At 45.0% G+C, this 24,433-nt stretch carries 18 protein-coding genes and 1 riboswitch; of the genes, 14 read left to right on the plus strand and 4 right to left on the minus strand.

Annotated features, from left to right (window positions below):
- Window positions 1–106: 106 nt before the first annotated feature.
- Window positions 107–967 carry a carbon-nitrogen family hydrolase gene (locus KIK04_RS20710; RefSeq protein ID WP_269670969.1) on the plus strand — a complete coding sequence of 287 codons (861 nt, stop codon included), beginning with the start codon at window positions 107–109 and terminating at the stop codon, window positions 965–967.
- A gap of 160 nt (window positions 968–1,127) precedes the next feature.
- Here KIK04_RS20710 and KIK04_RS20715 read toward each other — a convergent pair whose 3' ends face one another.
- Window positions 1,128–2,060 carry a LysR family transcriptional regulator gene (locus tag KIK04_RS20715; protein ID WP_232275469.1) on the minus strand — a complete coding sequence of 311 codons (933 nt, stop codon included), beginning with the start codon at window positions 2,058–2,060 and terminating at the stop codon, window positions 1,128–1,130.
- A gap of 131 nt (window positions 2,061–2,191) precedes the next feature.
- Between KIK04_RS20715 and leuC the strand changes: the two genes are divergently transcribed.
- The 3 genes from leuC to KIK04_RS20730 all read left to right on the plus strand — a co-directional run bounded on the left by leuC (window position 2,192) and on the right by KIK04_RS20730 (window position 5,643).
- On the plus strand, window positions 2,192–3,616 hold the full coding sequence (gene leuC, locus KIK04_RS20720) for a 3-isopropylmalate dehydratase large subunit (RefSeq protein ID WP_232275470.1): 1,425 nt from the start codon (window positions 2,192–2,194) through the stop codon (window positions 3,614–3,616).
- Window positions 3,617–3,633: 17 nt separating this feature from the next.
- On the plus strand, window positions 3,634–4,239 hold the full coding sequence (leuD, locus tag KIK04_RS20725; protein WP_232275471.1) for a 3-isopropylmalate dehydratase small subunit: 606 nt from the start codon (window positions 3,634–3,636) through the stop codon (window positions 4,237–4,239).
- A gap of 174 nt (window positions 4,240–4,413) precedes the next feature.
- The gene (locus tag KIK04_RS20730) at window positions 4,414–5,643 is read left to right on the plus strand and encodes a DUF5780 domain-containing protein (protein WP_232275472.1); all 1,230 of its coding nucleotides are present in this window, start codon (window positions 4,414–4,416) and stop codon (window positions 5,641–5,643) included.
- Between the two features lie 85 nt (window positions 5,644–5,728).
- Here KIK04_RS20730 and glpK read toward each other — a convergent pair whose 3' ends face one another.
- Together glpK and KIK04_RS20740 are read right to left on the minus strand one after the other, a co-directional pair.
- The gene (glpK, locus tag KIK04_RS20735) at window positions 5,729–7,273 is read right to left on the minus strand and encodes a glycerol kinase GlpK (RefSeq protein ID WP_232275473.1); all 1,545 of its coding nucleotides are present in this window, start codon (window positions 7,271–7,273) and stop codon (window positions 5,729–5,731) included.
- Between the two features lie 390 nt (window positions 7,274–7,663).
- Window positions 7,664–8,368 (minus strand): MIP/aquaporin family protein, encoded by a 705-nt coding sequence (locus KIK04_RS20740; protein ID WP_232275474.1) that lies wholly within the window; start codon window positions 8,366–8,368, stop codon window positions 7,664–7,666.
- A gap of 608 nt (window positions 8,369–8,976) precedes the next feature.
- On the opposite strand from KIK04_RS20740, the gene KIK04_RS20745 reads away from it, so the two are divergent.
- The 6 genes from KIK04_RS20745 to KIK04_RS20770 all read left to right on the plus strand — a co-directional run bounded on the left by KIK04_RS20745 (window position 8,977) and on the right by KIK04_RS20770 (window position 16,618).
- Entirely contained in the window at window positions 8,977–10,440 is a 1,464-nt protein-coding gene (locus tag KIK04_RS20745; RefSeq protein WP_232275475.1) for an N-acetylmuramoyl-L-alanine amidase, read from the plus strand.
- Between the two features lie 76 nt (window positions 10,441–10,516).
- Window positions 10,517–11,083 (plus strand): GerMN domain-containing protein, encoded by a 567-nt coding sequence (locus tag KIK04_RS20750; RefSeq protein WP_232275476.1) that lies wholly within the window; start codon window positions 10,517–10,519, stop codon window positions 11,081–11,083.
- Window positions 11,084–11,431: 348 nt separating this feature from the next.
- Entirely contained in the window at window positions 11,432–13,816 is a 2,385-nt protein-coding gene (locus KIK04_RS20755; protein ID WP_232275477.1) for a S8 family serine peptidase, read from the plus strand.
- An 82-nt stretch (window positions 13,817–13,898) separates the two neighbouring features.
- Window positions 13,899–14,009, plus strand: a riboswitch (SAM riboswitch).
- 94 nt (window positions 14,010–14,103) lie between these two features.
- Window positions 14,104–15,111 carry a methionine ABC transporter ATP-binding protein gene (locus tag KIK04_RS20760; RefSeq protein ID WP_232275478.1) on the plus strand — a complete coding sequence of 336 codons (1,008 nt, stop codon included), beginning with the start codon at window positions 14,104–14,106 and terminating at the stop codon, window positions 15,109–15,111.
- Entirely contained in the window at window positions 15,108–15,776 is a 669-nt protein-coding gene (locus KIK04_RS20765; RefSeq protein ID WP_232275479.1) for a methionine ABC transporter permease, read from the plus strand. Before KIK04_RS20760 ends, KIK04_RS20765 begins: the two co-directional genes overlap by 4 nt.
- Window positions 15,773–16,618, plus strand: a complete 846-nt coding sequence (locus tag KIK04_RS20770) for a MetQ/NlpA family ABC transporter substrate-binding protein (protein ID WP_232275480.1) — start codon at window positions 15,773–15,775, stop codon at window positions 16,616–16,618. The genes KIK04_RS20765 and KIK04_RS20770 overlap by 4 nt, the downstream gene beginning before the upstream one ends.
- Window positions 16,619–16,717: 99 nt before the next feature.
- Here the strand turns inward: KIK04_RS20770 and KIK04_RS20775 are convergent, their stop codons facing one another.
- On the minus strand, window positions 16,718–17,467 hold the full coding sequence (locus tag KIK04_RS20775; protein ID WP_442951188.1) for a metallophosphoesterase family protein: 750 nt from the start codon (window positions 17,465–17,467) through the stop codon (window positions 16,718–16,720).
- 366 nt (window positions 17,468–17,833) lie between these two features.
- On the opposite strand from KIK04_RS20775, the gene KIK04_RS20780 reads away from it, so the two are divergent.
- The 4 genes from KIK04_RS20780 to KIK04_RS20795 all read left to right on the plus strand — a co-directional run bounded on the left by KIK04_RS20780 (window position 17,834) and on the right by KIK04_RS20795 (window position 24,429).
- Window positions 17,834–20,308, plus strand: a complete 2,475-nt coding sequence (locus KIK04_RS20780; RefSeq protein ID WP_232275482.1) for a S8 family serine peptidase — start codon at window positions 17,834–17,836, stop codon at window positions 20,306–20,308.
- Window positions 20,309–20,545: 237 nt separating this feature from the next.
- The gene (locus KIK04_RS20785) at window positions 20,546–23,344 is read left to right on the plus strand and encodes an S-layer homology domain-containing protein (protein ID WP_232275483.1); all 2,799 of its coding nucleotides are present in this window, start codon (window positions 20,546–20,548) and stop codon (window positions 23,342–23,344) included.
- 89 nt (window positions 23,345–23,433) lie between these two features.
- The gene (gene nth / locus KIK04_RS20790) at window positions 23,434–24,102 is read left to right on the plus strand and encodes an endonuclease III (protein ID WP_232275484.1); all 669 of its coding nucleotides are present in this window, start codon (window positions 23,434–23,436) and stop codon (window positions 24,100–24,102) included.
- 54 nt (window positions 24,103–24,156) lie between these two features.
- Window positions 24,157–24,429, plus strand: a complete 273-nt coding sequence (locus KIK04_RS20795; RefSeq protein ID WP_232278845.1) for an NAD/NADP transhydrogenase alpha subunit — start codon at window positions 24,157–24,159, stop codon at window positions 24,427–24,429.
- Window positions 24,430–24,433: the final 4 nt, after the last annotated feature.

Below are 24,433 nucleotides of genomic sequence, written 5' to 3' on the forward strand. Positions count from 1 at the left end.
TATATATCTTCCTTACTGTACCCATCTTGACTCCATTCCATGAAAAGGTATGATGAAACGTAAAGCTATCCATCTTTACCATCATTTCAGACTTAGGAAGGTGTGGGTGTACGTGATTGAGGAGCAAGCACAGCAGCAGTTGAATCAGGAGTGGAACGTGTGCGTCATTCAGATGGACGTTCGAATCGGTGATCCTGAGCATAACTTTGCACAAGTAGAGCATCAGATTCGTGAAGCGATGGAGCGCAGTTCGACGCGTCCTGACGTCATTGTACTACCAGAAATGTGGAATACGGGCTATGCCTTGGAACGTATTCATGAGCTGGCGGATCTTGATGGACAGCGGACGCAAGCGTTGCTAAGCGAGCTGTCACAGCGCTATCAGGTAAACATTGTTGGCGGATCAGTCGCGGTTCGATCCAACGTACAATCACAAGCAAATGTAACGAATACGGTGTACATCACGAACCGAAACGGAGAAATCGTTGCAACCTATAGTAAGACCCATTTGTTCAAACTCATGAATGAACACTTACATTTAACAGCAGGAGACAGCTTAGGCACTTTCTCATTAGATGGTGTACCTTGCGCAGTTATCATTTGTTACGATTTACGTTTTCCGGAGCTTGTTCGGACACTGGCGCTGCAAGGTTCGCAAGTACTGTTCGTACCAGCCCAATGGCCGCATCCGCGTCTGCATCATTGGCGGACATTGCTCACAGCCAGAGCAATCGAAAATCAAATGTACGTTGTAGCGTGCAACCGGGTGGGGACGAGTATAGGTGATGATGGTGCAAGTACGGCGTTCTTTGGCCACTCTGTCATTTTAAACCCATGGGGTGAAACGGTGGCTGAAGGGCAGGAGGAGGCGGAGTTTGTGACGGGACAGCTCTCTCTACCGCTTGTGGAAGAAGTGCGTGCGCGAATCCCTGTATTTGCTGACCGTCGAGAATCGTTATATCAATGAGTGCCCAAGGGGTGCTCGAGGAATGTCTCAAAGTGACCGAAAGTGACTGAAAGCGACCGAAAGAGTCTGAAAGTGACTGAAAGAGTCCGAAGGTGACTGGAAGAGTCCGAGCAAATAACAAAGAACCTGCCTGGTTTACAGGCAGGTTCTTTTGCGTAGATTACTTTACTCGATTCCCGAATTGCTTCCTAATCTCATCTTTAAACGTTTGCTTGAACGCTTCCGCTGCTTGTGACATATATCTGCCATCACGATACGCAATGACGAGCGTGCGAGAAGGGCGTCCGACGAGCGGAATATAGGCAGGAACAAATTCCGTTCGTGGTGCTGACGCAATAAATGAAGGCACTAGTGATAATCCCATGCCTGCGGCAACGAGCGATTGCACGGTTTCGATATTGCTACTTTCAAATACGACTCGCGGCTCAAATCCAGCTTCCCGACATAAATCAATCGTCAACTGACGGAATCCTTGTCCGCGCTTCAACAATACAAATGGCTCATTCCGCAGCTCGGATAAGGATATTTCAGTTGCACGCGTGTGACCATTGCCCACTCCTGCTGCAAGCGGATGCTCTGGTGGCACAGCAAGCACAATTTCTTCATCAACAACTGGCTCGTACGCAAGCGAGGGCTCGACAAGCGGTAGCGAGATGAGGCATAAGTCATTTTTACCTTGTGCAGTCATTTTTTCTAAATTGACGGTTGTCGACTCTTCACTTAACACCAGCTCGATTTCGGGATAACGCTTATGAAATTGCGGCAGTACGTGCGGCAAAATGTGGGACCCGGTAATCGGCATCGTGCCAATAACGACTTTACCTGTTTTCGTCTGGCTAATATCAGACATTTCATTTTTTAACTGCTCAATAGAGTCGACAATTTTTTGCGCACGCTCTACGAAAACACTGCCTGCGTGGGTCAATTCGACCGAATTCGTTGTGCGCTGGAACAGTAGCACGCCGATCTCTTTTTCCAGTTTCGATAATTGTTGGCTTAAAGAAGGCTGCGCAATGTGCAATTTTTCAGCTGCACGCGAAAAATTACGCTCTTGGGCAATTTGAATGGCATACTGCAGCTGGCGAAATTCCATCGTACTCCTCTTTTCTTATAGGTAGATCCTATTGTCTTTATAGATATTATATCTTGGAACAATGAAGAAAGAAATGCTATATTGAATCACAAAGAAAAGAGATCGCGGGAATCGCGTACGAGGTGAGGAAAATGGCTGCGAAAAAGACGATGTTTGAAAAAATTTGGAACCAGCACGTCATTGTAAGCGAAGAAGGTAAGCCTAGCATTTTGTATATTGATCTTCATTTGGTACATGAGGTAACATCACCGCAAGCATTTGAAGGTTTGCGACTGAGTGGACGCAAAGTGCGTCGTCCTGATTTGACGTTTGCAACGATGGATCACAACGTGCCAACGAAGGATCGATTCAATATTACGGACCCGATTTCGAAGCAGCAAATTGATACATTATCTCAAAACTGTGCAGATTTCGGCGTCACCTTGTATGACTTGAACAGCTTGGATCAAGGGGTTGTCCACGTCATGGGGCCAGAGCTTGGCTTGACGCACCCAGGGAAAACGATTGTGTGCGGTGACAGCCATACGTCCACGCACGGCGCATTCGGCGCACTCGCATTCGGTATCGGTACGAGCGAGGTTGAGCACGTGATGGCGACGCAATGTTTGCAGCAGGCGAAGCCAAAAACGATGGAAATTAGGTTTGTCGGGCAACGTAAGCCAGGCGTAACGGCAAAAGATATGATCTTGGGACTGATTGCAAAATACGGTACAGACTTTGCGACGGGCTACGTTATTGAGTATACAGGTGAATCGATCCGCAGTCTTTCGATGGAAGAGCGCATGACCGTGTGCAACATGTCGATTGAGGGCGGTGCGCGTGCTGGTCTTATCGCTCCCGACGAGACGACGTTCAACTATTTGCGCGGACGTCAATACGTTCCGCAAGGTGAATTGTTCGAGGAAGCTGTTAGAGCGTGGGAGCAGCTTACGACGGATGAGGGCGCGACTTATGATCGTGTCGAGCTGTTTGATGTAGACAGTTTGATCCCCCAAGTGACGTGGGGAACGAGTCCTGGTATGGGTACAGATGTAACAGCGACGGTGCCTAATCCCGCAGATTTTACAACGGAAAATGAACGCAAAGCGTCTGAAAAAGCGCTTGAATATATGGGTTTAACACCAGGCACTCCGATTACGGACATTGCCATCGATTATGTATTTATCGGCTCGTGTACGAACGGCCGGATTGAAGATTTGCGAGCTGCGGCTGAAGTAGCTAGAGGCTATAAAGTCAAAGACAGTGTGACGGCTATCGTCGTGCCTGGCTCAGGTCGTGTAAAAATTCAAGCCGAACAAGAAGGCTTGGATCAAGTGTTTATCGACGCTGGCTTTGAGTGGCGTGATGCGGGTTGCAGTATGTGCTTGGCGATGAATCCAGATGTGCTTCAGCCAGGGCAGCGTTGTGCATCAACGTCGAACCGCAACTTCGAAGGCCGTCAAGGCCGAGGCGGACGCACGCACTTGGTATCGCCTGCCATGGCAGTAGCGGCAGCGATTAAGGGTCATTTCGTCGATGTGCGCAATTGGGAAATTCGTACGGAAGTACTGAATTAGAAGGGGAGGAACGGACGATGCAGCCATTTACGACTTTAACGGGAATTGTCGCGCCAGTAGATCGCGTGAACGTAGATACCGATGCTATTATACCGAAACAATTTTTAAAACGAATTGAAAGAAGCGGGTTTGGTCAATTTTTGTTCTATGAATGGCGCTTTGATGAGCAAGGCAACGAGATTGAGACGTTTGAACCTAACAAGCCACGTTACAAAGGGGCGTCCGTCTTAATTTCTCGTGCTAACTTTGGTTGCGGTTCATCGCGTGAACATGCACCATGGGCCATTCTTGATTATGGTTATCAGGCTGTAATCGCACCGTCTTATGCAGATATTTTTTATAACAATTGCTTTAAAAACGGCATCTTGCCTATCATATTGTCAGAAGAACAAGTTGAAGAACTGTTCCAGCGCACGGCTAAGTATGAAGGCTACGCGCTGCATATCGACTTGGAGAAGAAGACAATTACCGATTCATACGGACTTGCATATTCGTTCGACTTGGATGAGCATCGCCGCCAATTTTTGTTGCAAGGGTTGGACGACATCGGATTGACTCTTAAGCATGATGATGCCATTGCGGCGTATGAACAGGTACATGCGAAGCGAGTAGCGTACACGTAATTACGAATATGACACATGGTAAGGGGTTCTCTCATCGTCATCGAAAGTGACGAGAGAGGACTTTTTTATTTTTGGATAATAAATGCATTTATTCTAGTCATTTTCTACGAGCGTATTTTTATTCATGCTAGAATGAAGTCTGCTTGATACGATTTTTTCTGGGGGTATAGAGAGATGATTAGAAAAATGACAATGACCGTCTGTTTTATTGCGCTTTTGTTCATGTCACAAGGTGCATTGGCATCAGCGTATGATTTGCAACTGAAGCCAGGCGCTGCAATAGGGAAGTTGCAGCAGCAGAAATCAACGTTATCGATTAATGGCGTACAAGTTCCTTCATACTCTTTTCGCAACTCTTCTTGGATCTCGGTCAGTGATCTGAATCAGTACGGGTTTGATGTAACACACAGTAAAGGATCGAATCTCATTCGTGTGTCGCGCAATACGAGTAAGCCGATTAAAAGAGCGTCCTTAGTCGCAGCTAAGCCAACCCTTGCAACTAAACAGAGTGTTTCGTACACGAACATGGGTGTTTATATTGAAAATCGTAAAGTGACAACGTATCAAATCGATAATAAAAACGTGATTCGATTTAGTGATTTGTCGGTATTCGGTCAATCGAGTCAAAAGGGGAACAAGATTAATCTTCAGTTAGCTGTAAATAATACATATAACAATAAGATGAACTTATTTCTCACCGATAATAAGATTTATAATTTAAGCGGTTCGAATCTACAAGAGGTAGAGCTTATTCATTTGGTTATGAAGGACGGGAAAATAACACAAATTAGAGAGACGTTATACTATCTCTATCATTCAAAAACCGCGGAAATAGCATTAAAAGAAGGTTTCCCATATGAATTAGATGGTATGTATTTAGGAACTGTCTTGGAGAAGTACGGTAATGAAGGATATGAAACGATTGAAAATGAGCACTTTGAAAAAGATATAGCCTATTATTCAACACCGTCGCATTTGAAAGATGCTCTTTTTTTGATGGAAAAGGAATACGATCTGCTCGTTAAATTAAGAGGAAAGTACAAGCAAAATTTAAAAGAAGAATTAAAGAACAATAAATATCGCCCATTAAAGGTGTTAGATGTGAACGTTTCGTATAACTCCATTGGTACGCCTGAAATTGAAGTGAGCGTGAAAAATGTAACTGAAAAAAACATCGTAGCTTTTGAGGTCACGTTAATCGGGTATGATTCATATGATAGAGTCGTTCGTAACTCGATTAATAAGAGAAGCTATTTTAAAGGGATAGCTCAGCACGCAGATTTAGGTACTGGAAGTTCTGCCTCATATACTTGGGATATGTTCTTACACGATAATACAGTAAAAGCAAATGCCAAGATTACATCGGTACGCTATTCTGACGGCTCCGTCTGGAGAGCTAAATAGTCATAATCACCATACCCCTCATCGCATAGGAACTACACGGTTCCAATCGATGAGGGGCATTTATGTTCTTGTAATGTGAGGCGAATTAGGAGCGTGTTACAATTTCTTGCTGTAACTCTTTACGTTCCTCTTCGTCTTCTTTTTCCCAGTCCATTGTACGCTTTACAGCTTTCTTCCAGCCTTTATACAAGTTGCCTCGTTCAGCTTCATCCATCTGAGGCGCAAACGCCCGGTCTAAGTTCGTAGCTGCTGTCATTTCGTCCTTACTCCAGAACTGCACAGCTAAGCCCGCTAAACATGCAGCGCCATATGCTGTCGTTTCGGTAACATTAGGCCGTTCTACATTAGCGCCAAGCATATCAGCTTGGAATTGCATAAGGAAGTTATTCGCCACAGCACCGCCATCAACACGTAGCGCCTGCAAGTGTATACCGGAATCGGCTTCCATCGCGCTTAACACATCTTTCGTCTGATAAGCTAAAGACTCAAGCGTTGCACGCACTAGATGCTCTTTGCTGGTACCGCGCGTCAGCCCGAAAATGGCACCGCGTGCATACATATCCCAATACGGTGCGCCCAAGCCAACAAAGGCAGGAACAACGTACACGCCGTCGGAGCTTTTTACTTTCGTTGCATAATATTCCGAATCAGGGGCGGAATCAATCAGTCTGAGACCGTCACGCAGCCATTGAATCGCTGCACCTGCTATAAAAATGCTGCCCTCAAGCGCATAGTTAACTTTGCCATCAATACCCCAAGCGATCGTCGTTAACAAGCCGCTTTCAGATGTCACTGCTCGCTCGCCTGTATTCATAAGCATAAAGCAACCTGTGCCGTACGTATTTTTCGCTTGCCCAGCCTCAAAACACGCTTGCCCAAACAAGGCTGCTTGCTGGTCGCCGGCCACACCGGAAATCGGTATTTCAGCGCCGCCAAATGTATGCTCGTCGGTATAGCCGAATATACCGCTTGAAGGCTTCACTTCAGGGAGCATGGAAGCGGGGATTTGCATCCACTCCAATAGTTCCGTATCCCACTCCAGCGTATGAATGTTATAAAGCATCGTACGTGAAGCGTTTGAGTAATCGGTGGCGAACGTCTTGCCACGAGTCAAATTCCACATCAGCCACGTATCAATCGTGCCAAATAATAGCTCACCACGCTCGGCACGCTCCCGAGCTCCTTCTACATGGTCAAGCAGCCATTTTATTTTCGTTCCAGAGAAGTAAGCATCGACAACAAGCCCGGTTTTGTTGCGGATTTTTTCTTTCAAGCCATTGGCCACTAATTCATCACAGATAGCGGATGTACGGCGATCTTGCCACACGATTGCGTTATGAATCGGTCTTCCGGTCTGCTTATCCCAAACGACAACGGTTTCCCTTTGGTTTGTAATGCCGATGGCTGCAATTTCTTGTGGCCTGACGCCTGCACGTTCCAATACTTCACGGGCAACGCCACTTTGTGAGCCCCAAATTTCCATCGGGTCATGCTCAACCCAACCTGGGCGAGGGTATATTTGCGTAAATTCCTTTTGTGCAACGTTAACGATTTGCCCTGCCTGGTCAAATAAAATAGCTCGAGAGCTTGTCGTGCCTTGATCGAATGAGAGAACATATTTTTTATCCATATTCATAACCTCCCCATGATGGCTATACAGTTTGCATGTCTGATTAACGAATTTAAACGTATGAAACAATCCGAATCCATCGTTTTAAACGATTTTCACATGGAAATGTTCTTCCATAGTAGACAAATACACAGAATATGTCTATACAAAGGTGGACATCCATCGTGAAGTTGAACCGGCCGATATCAGCCGAAATATCAGGTTGGATCATCCATATTTAGGGTAATGATGTGTCCTGCACACGATATATAGATTCATAATGGAAGTTTGCGAGTAGGAGGAGCGGTGTCTCCCTACGACAATCGTGTCCACTATTTGAAAGGCAATTAACTTTAAATTCCGTGCACAAAGGACGAAGTCAACCTTAATGATGGTCGAGCGCCAGTCCGTTTAAAAAAAGTACGAATGAGCGAGTCCACCAAGCACGCCGCCCAAGATAGGCCCGACAATTGGGATCCATGCGTAGCTCCAATCTGACGAGCCCTTGCCAGCGATAGGTAACAAAGCATGGGCGAGACGCGGCCCGAAATCACGTGCTGGATTGATCGCGTATCCAGTCGTTCCCCCTAAAGATAACCCGATGCTCACGACGAGAAAACCGACGATAAGTGGATTTAATCCGGCCGCAAACTGGTTGCCACCAATAGCTAGCATACTAAATACGAACACGAATGTACCGATAATTTCACTAAGTAAGTTCGCTCCTGTGCTGCGAATCGCAGGGCCGGTAGCGAAGACAGCTAGCTTCAAGCCTTGATCTTGCGTTTCTTTCCAGTGCGGCAAATATTGCAGCCAGACAAGTACTGCTCCAAGGAATGCACCTATAATTTGCGCGCCGATATATAGCGGCACTTGATCCCAAGCGAAGGCGCCTGTAGTGGCGAGCGCCAACGTTACGGCTGGATTTAAGTGTGCGCCACTAACGGCACCAACCGCATACACAGCTATTGCCACAGCCAAGCCCCAACCTAGTGTTATCACGATCCAACCGCTGTTCTCGGCTTTCGATTTGTGAAGTAATACGCCGGCTACGACGCCGTCACCTAACACAATTAACAATAACGTTCCAATTAATTCTCCCCAAAATGGTGTCACAAAAGCTTCCTCCTCTAGTATATTTGATAACGCTTACAAAATGAATGGAAACATGAATTGCCTCGAAGTCAATGCTGTGTTCTGACCATAAACGGATAAACCCTCCTCGTTACAAAGCAAAAAAGGAGATGGACCAGCATCATAGAACCTTGCCGGGGCAAAGTTATGAAGCGGTCATCTCCGTGACTCTTGTAACCGTTTACTATTAACTTGACTACAGTATATGCGAAGCTAATACGTTTCGCAATCAAAATTTTATTAACCATTTTTTTGAGTAGATATGTAATTTTTCTTGCAGTTGACCGTTATATGAATTAGATACCGAAATGATGGGCGACAACGATACCTAAAGCTTTCATAGAAAGGCATATCGTGATCATTTCCTCCGGCGAAATGAAAAATGAGGCCGCAGATCGAATCAAACAGGTTAAATATGGATGCCTATTTTCTCCCTAAAAGTGTTGAAATGACGCAACTTTTGTCTATTTGATTCGTCTAAATATACGTCCGTTCTTAATAGACAATTAGGAATGAGCGGAACATGACGAAAGGATGTAGAGGTGAAGATGCAGAATAGGAAAAAAAGGTTATATGGAAGTTTGTTGTTAATGATGTTTGTTTGTTTTCTTTTTCCTAACATCGGACAAGCTGCAACTGACCCGAGCTTGTATCTGAACGGCAGTTCACTGAAATTGCCGGAAAAAATTATGATGATGAACAATTCCGTCATGATTCCGATTCGCGTCGTTTCGGAAGAGCTAGGATTCAAGGTAGGATGGGATGCAAAGGCGCGAACGGTTGCCATAAATGGTGATCAGCAACAAATGAGCTTGACCGTCAACAAGAAGACTGCACAAGTAAATGGTAAAGATGTTCAACTCACGACGCCTCCGGTATTAAGTGGATCTTCGGTCCTAGTGCCGCTGCGCTTTGTCGGGGAGAGCACGGGAATGGAAGTTTCTTGGGACAATGATACGAAATCGGTATACTTGTTTACTGAAAAACAAGGAGTAGATCCAGTAACGCCGCCGACACCGAATGAAGGCGGTAACTCGGGCAATACAGGCAGTAACGGAAATAATGGTAACAACAGCAACAACGGCAACAACTCGTCAAATGGATCAGGGGAAACGCCATCCACGCCGGATGCGTTAATCAATGATGTATCTTTTTTTGACAATGAATTACATATCGCTATGGATCGCAATGTGACGCCAATTATTTCAACGATGACTTCGCCTGATCGTGTTGTCATTGACTTGCCGTACAGCGTATTTTCTAATTCCTTCTTTGAAAAATACAGCTTTAACGCTGACGGGCAAGGGGAACTAGTCGTAACAGAGTATCCTGATGTACAGCGTATTCGCTTTGCTCAGTTTAGCGACCAACCGAATACGGTACGTTTTGTGATTGATGCGAATCATGCACTTGCGAACAAAATTACTTACAATGAGCAAGGTCTTTTATCCATTGCCTTTACGCCAAATTCGAGCGGGACGACAGATCCTGTCAAACCGACGAAGCCAAAAGGCAAATACGCTATCGTGATTGATGCGGGTCATGGTGGGCACGATTCGGGGGCAGTAAGCGTCCGCAAGCGCTATGAGAAAGATTTTAACTTGGGACTTTCCTTGAAAGTTGCAGAATTGCTGCGCAAAGACAGCCGTTTCCATGTGGTTATGACACGTGAAGATGATACGTTCCGTGCACTCAAAGAACGTGCTGCACAGGCTAACAATTTAGGAGCCGACTTGTTTGTCTCCGTTCATGCTAACAGCATCGATAATAGGCCGACTGTAGGTGGAACGGAAACGTACTATTGGCGCGAAGATAGCAAGAAGTTGGCAGAAGTTTTGCATAAACATCTCGTCCAAGGTACACAGCTCAATGATAGAAAAGTAAGAACAGGCAATTTCCATGTTGTCAGAGAAACGAAGATGCCTGCTGTATTATTGGAGGTTGGCTATCTAACTAACTCTGGCGATGAGGCGCAGCTGTTCAGTGAGTCATTCCAGCAGCGCGTTGCAGAAAATGTCGTTAAAGGGATTAAAGCATATTTAGGACTATCTTAAACTATAATGATATAAAACGTTGAAACTTCTAGTCAGGTAGCTACGTTATGTACGGTGTAGAGGAGGTCGATGCCAAATGACTAAACAAAAATGGTGGGGCGTAGCAGTTGTTCTACTTGCCGTCTCCCTAATGACAGCATGTATAGGCAAAGAGACAACGCCGAATAATAGCGGTCAGCCGACCACCGAAGGCAATTCTCAGACGGAACAGCCAGGCCATAAGTCGGAACCGCCTAAACAAGCGAACAAGCAAGAAAAGTCTATTCAGGTGTACGTGACTGATGACCAACTTATGGAGCTCAAATCGTACAATAAGACGATCTCATTTACGAATGAGGAAGAGAAATATAAAGCAGCTGCAGAAGCGTTGAAACAAACCGACCAAGCAGATACGATTGCGTTGTGGGAAAATGTTCAGTTCAAGTCTATCGTCATGAAAGACGGTACGTTGACGCTTGATGTGCACATTCCGCAACAAGCTAACTTGGGTTCTGGTGGTGAGCAGCTTGCATTGGACGCGATGACGAAGACGATATTCCAATTCGATGAAGTGCAAGCAATTGATATTTTGATCGATGGAAAAGCGACTGAAAGCTTAATGGGACATGTGACGCTGGATCATCCGATCAAGCGCTCGAACTAATCTCGAACTAATCTCGAACTCATCAAGTGACATACAAAATGTTCTTAATGTGAGTCATCCATATTGCGTGAAGAGAATGAGGAATCTACGGATTCCTCATTTTTTGTGTCTATAATGTGACGAAATTGTGGCAAAGACATCATATATTCAAATTTTCTGAAAAAATACATCCCTTTCATTGTAACAAATTTGACAAAAGCTATTGTAATTTATAAAATCACGCGTTATTATTCTGTTAAGCCTACCGCCCAAAACATGGGGAGGCTGGAAAGGAGGAACAATTACAAGACTTCGTTGATACACTGCAATGCTCTCCAACTAAGTACCAATTTAAAAGGAGGATTCAGAATGAAACGTAAGCTTGCCATTGGATTATCAGTCGCACTAACCGTAACTCTATTCTCACCAGCATTTTTACCAACCGGGTTCGCCGCCCAAGAGCAACCGCTCGCACCGAAACTCTACTTAAAGTCAGGACATGTGGATTTACAATCCAACCCTTCGAACGAGTTCTTCAACGGTGACCAATCAGATGAATCGAAATTGTATGTTGTTCAATTCAAAGACGTCATCACCGAGAAGTCCAAGGAGCTCCTACTCACTAGCGGTGCCGAGATTGGCGATTATTTACCCGACTTCGCCTATCTAGTGCGCATTAATGGTAAGCAAGCCAGTCAACTCGCTACGAACGACCTCATCCACAGCGTAACTCGATTCCAACCAGCATGGAAAGAAGGAACATTCTCCACAACTGATAGTATCATCCCTGACGAATATGTCATCTCCACATTCAAAGGAAGCGAGTCCAAAGTCGCTTCGTTCATTAAGAGCCAATCATCTCACGATGTGAAAGTGTACGACAGCATCGTTGAAGCCAAACTCACTTCCGAACAAATCCAAACCCTACTCCAAAATGAAGATGTAACTTACATCGAACCAAAACTTCAATATACGACATCAAACGATTTTGTTGCCAACCAAGTAGGAGCCTCTGGACCGACAGGCGTATGGGCCCGCGGACTAACAGGCAAAGGGCAAGTGGTTGGTGTGGGTGACAGCGGACTTGATTCAGGTGATGAAACAGCTCTGCATAGAGATTTTGAAGGTCAGCTTCACGCAACCCCGCTTGACAGAGGAACTCCAGGCGACTGGTCAGATCCAAATGGTCATGGTACGCACGTTGCAGGGACAGTACTCGGTAACGGTGCAGAATCGAATGGGAAATATAAAGGAGTTGCACCTGGTGCAAAGTTGGTAGCCCAAGCAATCAGCTGCGGTGGCAACAGTATCTGCCCTGGAGACATGCTTACACTATTCGGTGATACAGCAGCACTAGGCGCCAAAATCCACACCAACTCATGGGGAGCTTCTTCTAACTCGTATAACAGCAACGCTGCCAAAGTCGATGAATATGCATTTAGCAACAAGAACTTCAATATTTTGTTCGCTGCTGGTAATTCAGGCAGCTGGGGCAATAACTCGGTAGCTACTCCAGGTACAGCGAAAAATTCAATTACTGTCGGAAGTTTGGCTAAAACGAACCCGAATCAAGTCGCTTCATACTCCAGCCGCGGCTTTACGTTCGATGGACGTGTTAAGCCCGACGTAGTCGTTACAGGTACATCCATCGTCTCACCTAGATCCTCAATCTCCTCCTTAGTCGGCAATCCTAACGAGTTTTACGCAACCTTATCCGGAACTTCAATGGCTACACCAGCTGTAGCAGGTGCAACCGCAATCGTTCGTGAATATTTCAATTCCGTTAAACGCATCGAACCATCCGCTGCATTAGTAAAAGCGACATTAATCAATGGCGCTAAAGATATCGGCTACGGTTGGGGCAGCCGTGAAACAGGTTGGGGACGTGTAAATCTTCAATCGTCGCTGTATCCTGAAAACGGACTTCAAGCTCAACACGTTGATCAGACTGCGGGTCTCCGTACAGGAGAGGTAAAAACGTACAAAGTTACGGTTGGAAGCGGTCAACCACTCAAAATTTCCACAGTATGGACCGATTATCAAGCTGCTGTGTCAACTTCTAAAGCGTTAGTCAATGACTTGGACTTGGAAGTAACGTCCCCAACTGGTCAAGTGTTCAAAGGCAACTGCTTTGCCAGCAACACAGCAGCCACAACGTGTGCTTCATTTGACAGAGCAAACAATGTTGAGAACGTGTATTTCAACACTGCTGGTGCAGGTACGTACACAATCAAAGTGAAAGCGTACAACGTACCACGCTTGACACAGCCATTTGCACTCGTTGTAACGGGCAGTAATGCTGCATTAACAGCAAGTGCAAACGAAGAGCCGGTAGCTGCGTTGTTGGCACCGACTAACTTATCGGTAACAGAGCAAACATACGGTTCGGTTACGTTGACTTGGAATGATCCTAATACGAATAAAGTTGTAACTTCGTATGACATTTACAACGGCAACGTATTAGCTGGAACATCAACAACCAAAACGTTCAAAGTGAATGGCTTACAAGCTGAGCAATCGTACAATTTTACGGTCAAAGTGAAAGACGCCACGCAGAATGTTTCCCCAGGAAGCACTGCTTTGACGGTGAAAGTCACTGCACAGCCAGCTGTTCCGGCATGGCAAGCGGATAAAGCTTATAACGTGAATGATATCGTTTCATTTGAGAATAAGACCTATCAAGCTCTGCAAGCACACACGTCTGCAAACGGTGGGAACCCAGTAGCAGTGCCTGCTCTCTGGACGCAAAAATAATGTTCAAAAAACGTGTCTGAAAAAAAAGATTGACATCAAAGCATACAATTCCTATTATAATACTATAATTTAATATCAATGTTTCTTATCTAGAGAGGTGGAGGGACTGGCCCTACGATACCTCGGCAGCGGTTCTATATGTTTTTTATAGAACTGTGCCAATTCCAGCAGGTGAATGCCTGACAGATAAGTGCTGAACTGATGTTATGGATGTTATGCAACATGATGTCAAGGAGCTCTTTTCGTCTAGGCGAAAAGAGCTCTATTTTTTTTCGGAGGGATGCCCGTTGATTGAGATTAAGCAAGTTTCAAAAGTGTTTACCGGAGCAACAGTTACACATGCACTGAAAGATATTCAGTTGCACATCGAGAGAGGAGACATTTTTGGTATTATTGGCTTCTCAGGAGCGGGTAAAAGTACGTTGCTGCGTTGTATTAACAAGCTAGAAGTGCCGACAGAAGGCGCTGTACTCATTAACAAAGTGGATATTGCTACTTTAAATGAGAAGGAGTTGAGGCAATGTCGTAAAAAGATTGGTATGATTTTTCAGCACTTTAATCTACTATCGGCCAAAACCGTATATGACAATGTCGCAATGCCACTTTATTTGGATGGACAGTCTAAGCAACAAGTCCAAGCGAAAGTGAAAGAGATTCTTGATTTTGTTGGTTTGACCGGTAAAGAGGATGTATATCCAGGGCAATTGTCCGGTGGGCAAAAACAGCGGGTAGGGATTGCGCGAGCGCTTGTTACCGATCCTGACATTCTGTTGTGTGACGAAGCAACATCGTCACTTGATCCTGAAACGACAGCGACGATTTTGGAGCTGCTTAAGCGAATTAATCGCAAGTATGGTATTACGATTGTTCTCATTACACACGAGATGAGTGTGATCCGAGATTTGTGTAGCAAGGTTGCCGTAATGGAAGATGGCATGATTGTTGAGCAAGGATCTGTGTATGAAGTATTTACAAATGCGGAGCATGCGGTGACGAAAAATTTCGTTAATACGGTGCTTCAGCACGATTATCCAGCGTCATACAGCAAACATTTGTTGAACCAAAAGTTATACCGCTTTATTTTTAGGGGAGACAAAACAGCCAAGCCATTACTGAGCGAAGTATCTAGACAATTTGATATACGCTTAAACATTTTATACGGCTCGATCATTGAACTACAATCGCAACCGTACGGCAATCTCATTGTTGCTTTAGAGGGTGCGGCGAGTGAGCGCGACAAAACGTTAGCGTTTATTGAGCGTGAAGGCGTAGAGATTAAGGAGGTAGCCGTATGAATTTGAGTTGGGAGCTTATATTGCCGCAATTTTGGCAGGCTTGTGAAGAAACGTTCTATACCGTACTTGGATCGCTTTTGTTTGGCTCGTTAATCGGCTTGCCGCTCGGCATTATTTTAGTCATATCGCGGCCTGGTGGGATTTGGGCGAACTATTTCGTGTTTCATGTGCTCAATATTGTGATCAATATTGCGCGTTCGGTGCCGTTTATTATTTTACTTGTTGCGATCATCCCATTGACTCGGTTGCTTACCGGAACGTCGATCGGCGTAGCGGCAGCAATTGTGCCACTGTCTATATACACGGGTCCCTATTTAGCTCGCTTAATCGAAGCTGCTCTATTGGAAGTGGACAAGGGTGTTATCGAATCTGCCCATGCGATGGGGGCGACAAAAGTGCAAATCGTGTGGCGCTTCATGATTCCTGAAGCGGTCCCGTCATTAATATTAGCGTTTACGACAGCGACGATCGGTCTGATCGGTGCAAGTGCGGCCGCCGGTGCGGTCGGCGCAGGAGGCATCGGTGATTTAGCGATCACGTATGGGTATCAACGGTTTGAAACGGAAGTCATTGTAGTTACGGTTGTCCTGCTCGTTGTGCTTGTCCAGTTGATCCAAAGCGCAGGCAACGCATTATCACGTACAATTAGGAGGAGAAGAGGATGAAGAAACGTACTATTTTTGCGGCAGTATTTGCAGCACTATTTTTGCTAAGTGTGGTAACAGGTTGTGGAAGTAAAGCGAGCAGCGACCAGCGAGTTGTGAAGGTCGGAGTTAACGGGGACGAAATTGATTTGTGGACAATTGTGCAAAAAAAGCTGGATGCTGACAACATTAAAGTAGAGCTTATCAAGTTCAACGATTATGTCCAACCGAACAAAGCGCTGCATGATGGCGAAATTGATTTGAATGTGTTTCAGACGATTACGTATATGAATCAATTTAAGCGTGATCATCAGCTTGATATTGTCGCTATCGGATCGACCGCGATTGCCCCGATGGGTGTATATTCGAAAAAACATAAGCAGCTCAGCGAAATTCCAGATGGTGCAACGATTACGATTCCGAACGACGTTACGAATTCGATTCGTGCCTTAAAGCTGCTTCAATCCGCTAACTTAATTAAGTTGAAGCCTAATTATGATCCGCGGGGCGGCATTGAGCAAATTGCTGAAAATCCGAAAAATCTCATTATTGAGCCTGTGACGGCTGGTCATACTGCACGTACGTTAGACGATGCGGCAGCAGCAGTTATTAACAATGGTATTGCGGTCCAAGCGAAGCTGGACCCGGCAAAAGATCCGCTTTACAAAGAAGATCCGAACGATGTAGCAGCCAAACCTTACATTAATGTTATCGCTGCACGTACGAAGGATAAAGATAATCAAGATTTCGCGAAAATTGTACAAGCTGTTCAATCGAAAGAGGTGCAGCAATATCGGATCGACCGCGATAAAGGAGCGGTAATTCCGGTCAACGTTCCAATCGAAGACATTCAAGATTTGTAAGTGTACACGAAATAACATAATGGACGAAGGCTGATTGCGCAGCGCGAATGAATAATCGATTGGGGAAATGCGCGGCAATCAGCCTTTTGCTTTGTATCACTAGCTAACTAGGGCTTTGCCATGTTGAATGGCATGACTATAATCGTGACGTCCATGTTGCGCTGCAATATGAGCGGCTTGCTCATAATCGTATGGAAGTGAAATATGTTCAATACGCCATGAATGCTCATGTCGACTTACAGTCAAGTATTTGGCGTGAGGAGTCATAGACTCCATAGCGTGAGGATAAGGTATATCCTCATAATAGGCTGGAAGGCCGACACTTCCAGGATTAACGATCCATTTTCCGTCCGGCAGCCATACTGATTTTTGCAAATGAGTGTGTCCACAAAAAATGAGAGATTGGGTAATTGGAGCCAGCTCGGACGTAAGGGCAGAAGAACTCTTCTCAATTACACCAAACGGTGTCACTTCCTCTAGCAAATATACATCATCTGCAAAAGGTGTCCCATGACAAAATAAGATATCTTCAAATATGTACGTCTTTTTAAAAGATCGAAGCCAATGTTCGATTTGTGGAGTAAGCAGCGATTTTACATATTGAAAAGTTGCGGATTCCATCTGATCCTGAAGTAAGTAGCGGTCACAATTGCCCATTATGTGAATCATATCTGATCGATCGATGAGCAATTGTGCTGTTTGGAGGGGATTGATAGGACCAAACAACGAATCTCCTAAATTTACAATCGTCTTAATCCCGCGCGCATCAATGTGACGCAGGACGGCTTCCAACGCATAGCTGTTACTATGTATATCAGAAATGACAGCTATTGAATTCGTATCCTTTATGTTAATCACCTCATTTTTATGCAGCTTACTACATTGTATCTCATAAATGATACCTACGTATATGAGATTTATCTTGATTCAAAAGTACTGTTACACCGTGAAATGATCATGTTAAACGTTAAATCTAGCATCTTATGGCAAATGAATAAACGATGAATAGGAAATTATTGAAAAAAATTATTGAAACGCTGAAGTAATTATTTTATTATTGGTTCATACATTCATATGTTTCACATAGAAACTTTGTGTGCAGCGAAAGGAAAACATGTAAATGTTATCGTTATCAAAATACGAGAGTGATGCGAGGTGAAACATTAGTAAAAGGAACAACGGGTCGACACAAGTTGAATAATAATGAGGAGGATCATGATGAAAAGTAAACTTTCTTTTGTTCTATCACTCGTAATGGCGTTAAGCTTATTGTCGCCAGTCGTATCTGCACAAGCCGGCTCCCAGCAGCCGCAAGCGTCACCGGAGCGATTGCTACATTTGAAATCGGGCAGTATTAATTTACAAGATGGCCTATGGGGCGAGAGCTTTTCCGAAGGTGAGGCAAGTGAGCAGCCTAAATTGTACGTCGTTCAATTTAAAGACGTCATTTCTGAAAGCTCTAAACAGGTGTTAATTGACCATGGGGCAGTTATTGGTGAATATTTGCCTGACTTCGCTTACTTGGTTACGATTTCACCGCAGCAGGCGAATCTACTAGCATCGAATAACCTCATTTATAACGTAACTCCTTATCAGGCAGAATGGAAAGGCGGCTCGCTGTTATCTACAGGTGTAGGTGAAGATCCACACGGAGCCGACCCTAACCGTATTTATATTATTTCCATTTTTAAAGGAAAAGAATCAAATGTCACAGCGTGGCTGCATGCACAGAACGTAACCTCACTGCAAGTGTATGAAGGCGCGATAGAAGCCTCTTTTGAAGAAGCAATCATCCCTGCATTACTCCAACATCCAGACGTTACATATATTGAACCAAAGGCGCAAGATGAACTGTTTAATGATTTTGTATCTGCACAAGTCAAGGCTTCTTCACCTAATGGGGCATGGAGCAAAGGCTTTGATGGAAAAGGGCAAGTGGTTGCTGTTGCAGACAGCGGTCTAGATTCTGGTGATTTAACTACGCTGCATCAAGATTTTGAAGGTCAATTGCATGCTACGCCAGTCGCTAATCCAACAGGTACATGGCACGATTTGAATGGTCACGGGACACATGTAGCTGGCACAGTGCTCGGAACAGGCAAGATGTCGAACGGACAGTACAAAGGCGTTGCTCCTGGCGCGAAAATGGTGTTTCAAGCGATCGGTTGCGGCGGGACAAGCATTTGCGCTGGAGATGTCCGTAATTTGTTCGGTACAGCGAAGTCGCTAGGGGCCAGCATTCATACGAATTCATGGGGCTCACGCTTTAATTACTCATACAATGCGAATTCGAATCGTGTAGATGAGTACACATTTGCGAACAAAGATTTCGCAGTCTTGTTTGCCGCAGGCAATGATGGCAGCAGAAGCAATACGATTTCCGCACCTGGCAATGCGAAAAATACGATTACAGTCGGGAATCTATTAAAAAGTACACCTAACCAAATCGCGTCTACTTCCGGTAGAGGATTTGCGATAGATGGGCGTATCAAGCCAGATGTAGTCGCAACCGGATCTTCAATTATTTCTGCGCGCTCCTCCGTTTCGAGCACACGGCCGTATGCGGACAATGCGAACTATACAACGATGTCGGGAACGTCAATGGCTACACCAGCTGTAGCAGGAGCGGCGGCAATCGTGCGCCAGCATTTTATCGAGCAGAAGCAAGTAACGCCGTCAGCGGCGCTCATTAAAGCAACATTAATTAACGGCGCACAGGATGTCGGTTACGGTTGGATGAGTAGAGAGACGGGCTGGGGTAAAGTCGATCTCGAACACTCTCTCTTTCCTACTAATGGTAGAACAGTAGATTTCGCTGACTATGGTACAGGCTTGAAAACGGGAGATGCTGTAACTTTTTCCGTTCAAGCAAAGAGCGGTCAACCGCTTAAAATTTCTACCGTTTGGAATGACTATCAAGGTGCTGTCCAAGCTACCAAATTGCTTGTCAATGACTTAGACGTAGAAGTGGTTGCGCCAAACGGGGAGCGTTTTAAAGGAAATTGCTTCGCAGCCAATACGGCTAGCAGTACTTGCGCGGTATATGATCGAATTAATAATGTGGAAAATGTCTATTTGAACAACGTACAAACGGGAGTGTACCAAGTAACCGTTAAAGCGTACAATGTGCCGCAGCAAACACAGCCATTTGCGCTCGTCGTGTCTGGGCAAGGGGCTAACATCACAAGCAGCACATTGGGGGCTGAGTCTCTTCCTGTTTCTTTAAAAGCACCTGAGCAGCTAAGCGTCACAGCGCAAACGTATGACAGCGTGACGTTGGGTTGGTCGGATACGAATGTATTTAATGAAGCGAATAATCCGAATAGCTCGGACGGGAATGGCACCGTTCAGGGGATTCGCTATAACATTTTTAATGGTGCAACACTTGTTGGATCAAGTGTAACGGCTTCCTTCACGGTAACAGGGTTGCAGCCGTCTATTCCGTACACATTTACAGTACAAACCGTGGACAAGGCAGGCAATGTGTCACCGCTCAGTCAGGCTTTGCAAGTGCAGCTTACACCAGCTCCAACTGCACCAACGAAAGTATGGCAGCCTCAGCAAACGTATCAAGTTGGTGATATAGTTGCATTTGAGAACGCGCTCTTTACTTGTGTAATTGGACACACTTCGCTCTCAGGCTGGGAGCCGACTGTGGTACCGGCATTGTGGTCTGTTGTGAAAAAATGAGACAAAGTGTAATTCCTACCATTAAATCGAAAAAACTGTGAATAAAAATGATTAGTAAATGTTGGAGCGCCTTTTGTCGACTTTCCAGTTGGCAAGGGGCGTTTTCGTGTTCGAGGCTCCATGATTTGACGCTTTCTATGGAAGTCTCACAATATTTTTCATAAACAAGGCAGGAATCATTCCTGTACTTGTCGAATTATACCCTCTTAACGGAAAATTTCTGGAAGGAGATGCAATATGCAATTAAACCAACCTAAGCGAACACGTTCAGTACAGAAATGGGGTAGTGCTCTGTTAGCAGTCTCGCTAACGATCGGTACAGCCCCGACAGTGTTCGCAGCCGAGCCGTCCAAGGTCAGCGGCACGAAGACACAATCGACGAAGACCACAACAACATCAACCACAACATCAACATCTGGTGTGAGCCCGGTATTTAATGATGTGAAGCTTGGCTTCTGGGCAGAGAAGCATATACATAAATTGGCTGCACTTGGTATCTTGCAAGGAAACAATGGTAAATTTCGTCCTAACGATCCTGTCACGCAGCAAGAAGCTGTGACGATGGCAATCCGCTTTATGGGATTGGAAGGCGAGCTGCAGACAGGCGATAATGCCTCTTTACCGAAAGATTTTAAAGTAGGGAATTATTTTAAGCCGTATATCGTACTTGCCTTTAAGGAAGGGTTGCTCACGAAGGAAGAGGAACTTCTCAAGCCTGATCCTAAGAAGCCGTGGGGCGATCAAAAGGCATCACGTGAATGGGTAACTAAAATTCTCGTCCGTGCTGTGAAAAAGCAAGACGATGCGTTGAAGAGCATGACGAAACAAACGACTTTTGCAGATAACAGCAAAATTAGCGCTTCGGCTCGTGGCTATGTAAATGCAGCCGTTGACCTCAAGCTTGCTACGGGTATGGCTGGTAATAAATTTGAACCGCTCAAAGAAGTGACGCGCGCGCAAATGGCGACATTTTTCAGCCGTGGGGAATCGGTCACAACTGTCAAGCACGCCGCTGAACGATACGGATATGTGATGGCGCTATCCGATCAAGAGCTGCGTTTATATGGTGAAGACGGTCAGACAGAAACGTATCGTCATGACAAAAATACGATGATCTACCGCACGGATGGGGACAAGCAAATCGTACTGAAAGATTTGGGCTTGTACATGAAAGTGCGCATTATTGGTAGAAACAGCGTTGCAACCTATGTTGAATTAGTAGATGCCGAGCCGAAAGTCGATGTATCGGAGTCATCGGTCAAATATGTCGCGCCTTCGGAGAGCAAAATATACTTGAAACACCCAGGTCGCGAAGATTTGGAGCAACTCGTGTTCAACAAGGACACGGTTATTAAGGATGCAGGCGGCAATGTGATTAGCGCTTCCCAAATCACGCCTGAAAGCACGATTGTGATTAAGCGTGAAACGTTCTCACAAGAGCGCAAAGTGATTGAGTTGCAGGTGAAATCAGGTCCTGTCAATAAGTCAACAAAAGGGACTCTAACGGAAATTGATACGCCAAACCGCAAAGTAACGATTCAGCCGGAAAGTGGCGCTAAAGAGACGTTCACGGTCGCTGAAGATGCGGTTATTCGTTACCAAAATAAGCTGATGGCGAACGGTCTAAAAGACTTAAAGCTCAACAGTGTTATTAACTATACCGTTAAAAATAGCATCGTAACGAATATTGAGTTGACTTCCGTTTCCGAGATGATGATTTCGGGCGTGCTTTTTGATAAAGGTGCGAACAGAACGAGCATCACGGTTAAACAGGACAATAACAATTTGGAAACGAAAATGTTGGCTCATAACTTTGAGATTGTGTTAGAAGGAATGAACAACCCTTCGTTCGACGAGTTGGTCGCTGGAGAAAACGGTGACCGCGTCGAGTTGACGCTCAATAGTGAAAATCAGGTTACTCGTATTAAACTAGTGAACCGCAAAGTCGAAATGTTGTTAGGTGTTCAAGTTGTTAGCTTCGACAAGCAAAGAGGATACCTTACGGTTGAAGTCGATAAGCAGTTGCCGCGTGTATTTGTGATTAACGGCGCGACTAGAATCGAGAATAACGGTTCGAAGCTAAATATCGATGAGTTGGCTTCTATGCTCAATGAAAAACGCAAAGCGAATATACAATATTCTGGCAGCAACGCAATTGCGGTTCAATTCGTACATAAAACAGAGGGTACGTTTATGTATACAAGTGCAGCTGCGAATACGTTGACGCTGAAGTTGGTGAACGGACAAACGGTTACGATACCAATGCGCAAAGATTTGTCTTACGTTGAAATTTATGGCAAAACGAATGCGAAATTGGCGGACATTAGCAACGGGCAACATATTACGGTTCATTTTGAAGATGATCAGAAGACGGTACGTGCTGTTTCCGTACGCACGAACGAGCAATTTGAGGTCGAATCTGTGGATACGAATAATGGCCGTGTGCGCTTCCGCACAAATAGCAACACGATTGAGGAGTTCTACGTTGGCACGGCACCAGTGAAGAACATGGCTAGAGAACTAGTGAAATTGTCTGACGTACGACCTAATGAGTATTATAACGTTGTGATGGACGGCAGAACGGTCGTTGAAATGAGCCGCTCTTCGGTCGTATACGGCACGATTGACTCGCTTGATACGAGCAAAGGTGTTATGATGGTCAAAGACAGTGCAGGGCAAATGTCGATCTACCAAGTAGGCACCGGTACGCAAATTCTCGTAGACAATTCCTCTACAACGAATTTGAATGCGATTAAAGTCGGTGACCGTGTCGAAGTACGTAAAGACATTTATGACAAGACGATTATTCGTCATGTTAAGGAATTAAAACGCACGTTCTGGAAGCATGATTCGCGGACAAATGAAGTTTACGTTAAACGCTCAATGGCCGATACAAGCTTTATTTTTAAGCTTCATCCTAACGCTTATGTGCATCAAAAAGGCCAGAAGATAAATGTGAGCTCTTTACAAGACAACTCAGATATCGTATTGTATGTTATTAAGGACCAAGTAGTGGAGATTGAGAAAGTGTCTTAACGTTATAGGCATGGATACGACCGTCTCATCCTGTGGGTGAGACGGTTTATTTTACGAGATTAGAAAGTATTACCAGGGAGGATTGCTTTATGGCTACGAGCGTACGTGTTCGTCGGATTTTAGATACGATTGCTGACATGTTCCCCGACGCACATTGCGAGCTGAACCATGCTAATCCGTTCGAATTGACCATCGCCGTCTTGCTGTCAGCTCAATGCACGGATGAAACCGTGAACAAGGTAACAGCGACACTGTTTCAAAAATATAAACGTCCTGAAGATTACTTGGCTGTTCCGTTGGAAGAGTTGGAGCAAGATATCCGGCGAATAGGTTTGTTCCGCAACAAAGCTAACAATATTCAGAAGTTGTGTCTCATCCTATTGGAGCGATACAATGGTGAAGTACCGCGCAAGCATGAACAGTTGACCGAACTGCCAGGAGTGGGACGCAAGACCGCTAACGTCGTCATGTCTAACGCTTTTGATGTTCCGGCAATGGCTGTGGATACTCATGTCGAGCGCGTGTCCAAACGATTGAAGCTTGTTGACGAGAACGACAGCGTACTGGAAGTCGAGAAGAAGCTTACGCGCAAGATTCCTCGAGATGAGTGGACGATCACGCATCATCGACTTATTTTTTTCGGACGCTACCATTGCAAGGCGCAGTCACCCCGCTGCGAAACTTGTCCACTGCTTGAAGATTGTAAAGAGGGTAAAATACGTATGAAAATGCCTAAAAAAAGAAAAAATGTACAGTAAACCATGTGCGACAAATGATTACATACTGCGCACTTATGATAGGAGTCGGTTGTGTTGAAATGTATTTCCGTGTATACAGACAATTTTGAACAGTTTTCTGATATTTATGAAAAGGTAATGAATACCCCTTTGCAAGATGATGAAGAAATTGAAGTAGACGGTATTACGGTATATGCTGCTGGCGAAGTGCCAGATCAGTACGTAGAACGTATGCGCCAAAAGTTGGACGTTGTAGTGATGCGCGTAAAAGAGCACAACATTACGATTTTGCAGCATGGCAAGCAGTTTGAAATTATTATTCCGACAGAGCAAAATATGGTACACTAGAAAC

Origin of the sequence: Paenibacillus sp. 481 (genome assembly GCF_021223605.1) — a bacterium.
Lineage (GTDB): Bacteria > Bacillota > Bacilli > Paenibacillales > Paenibacillaceae > Paenibacillus_B.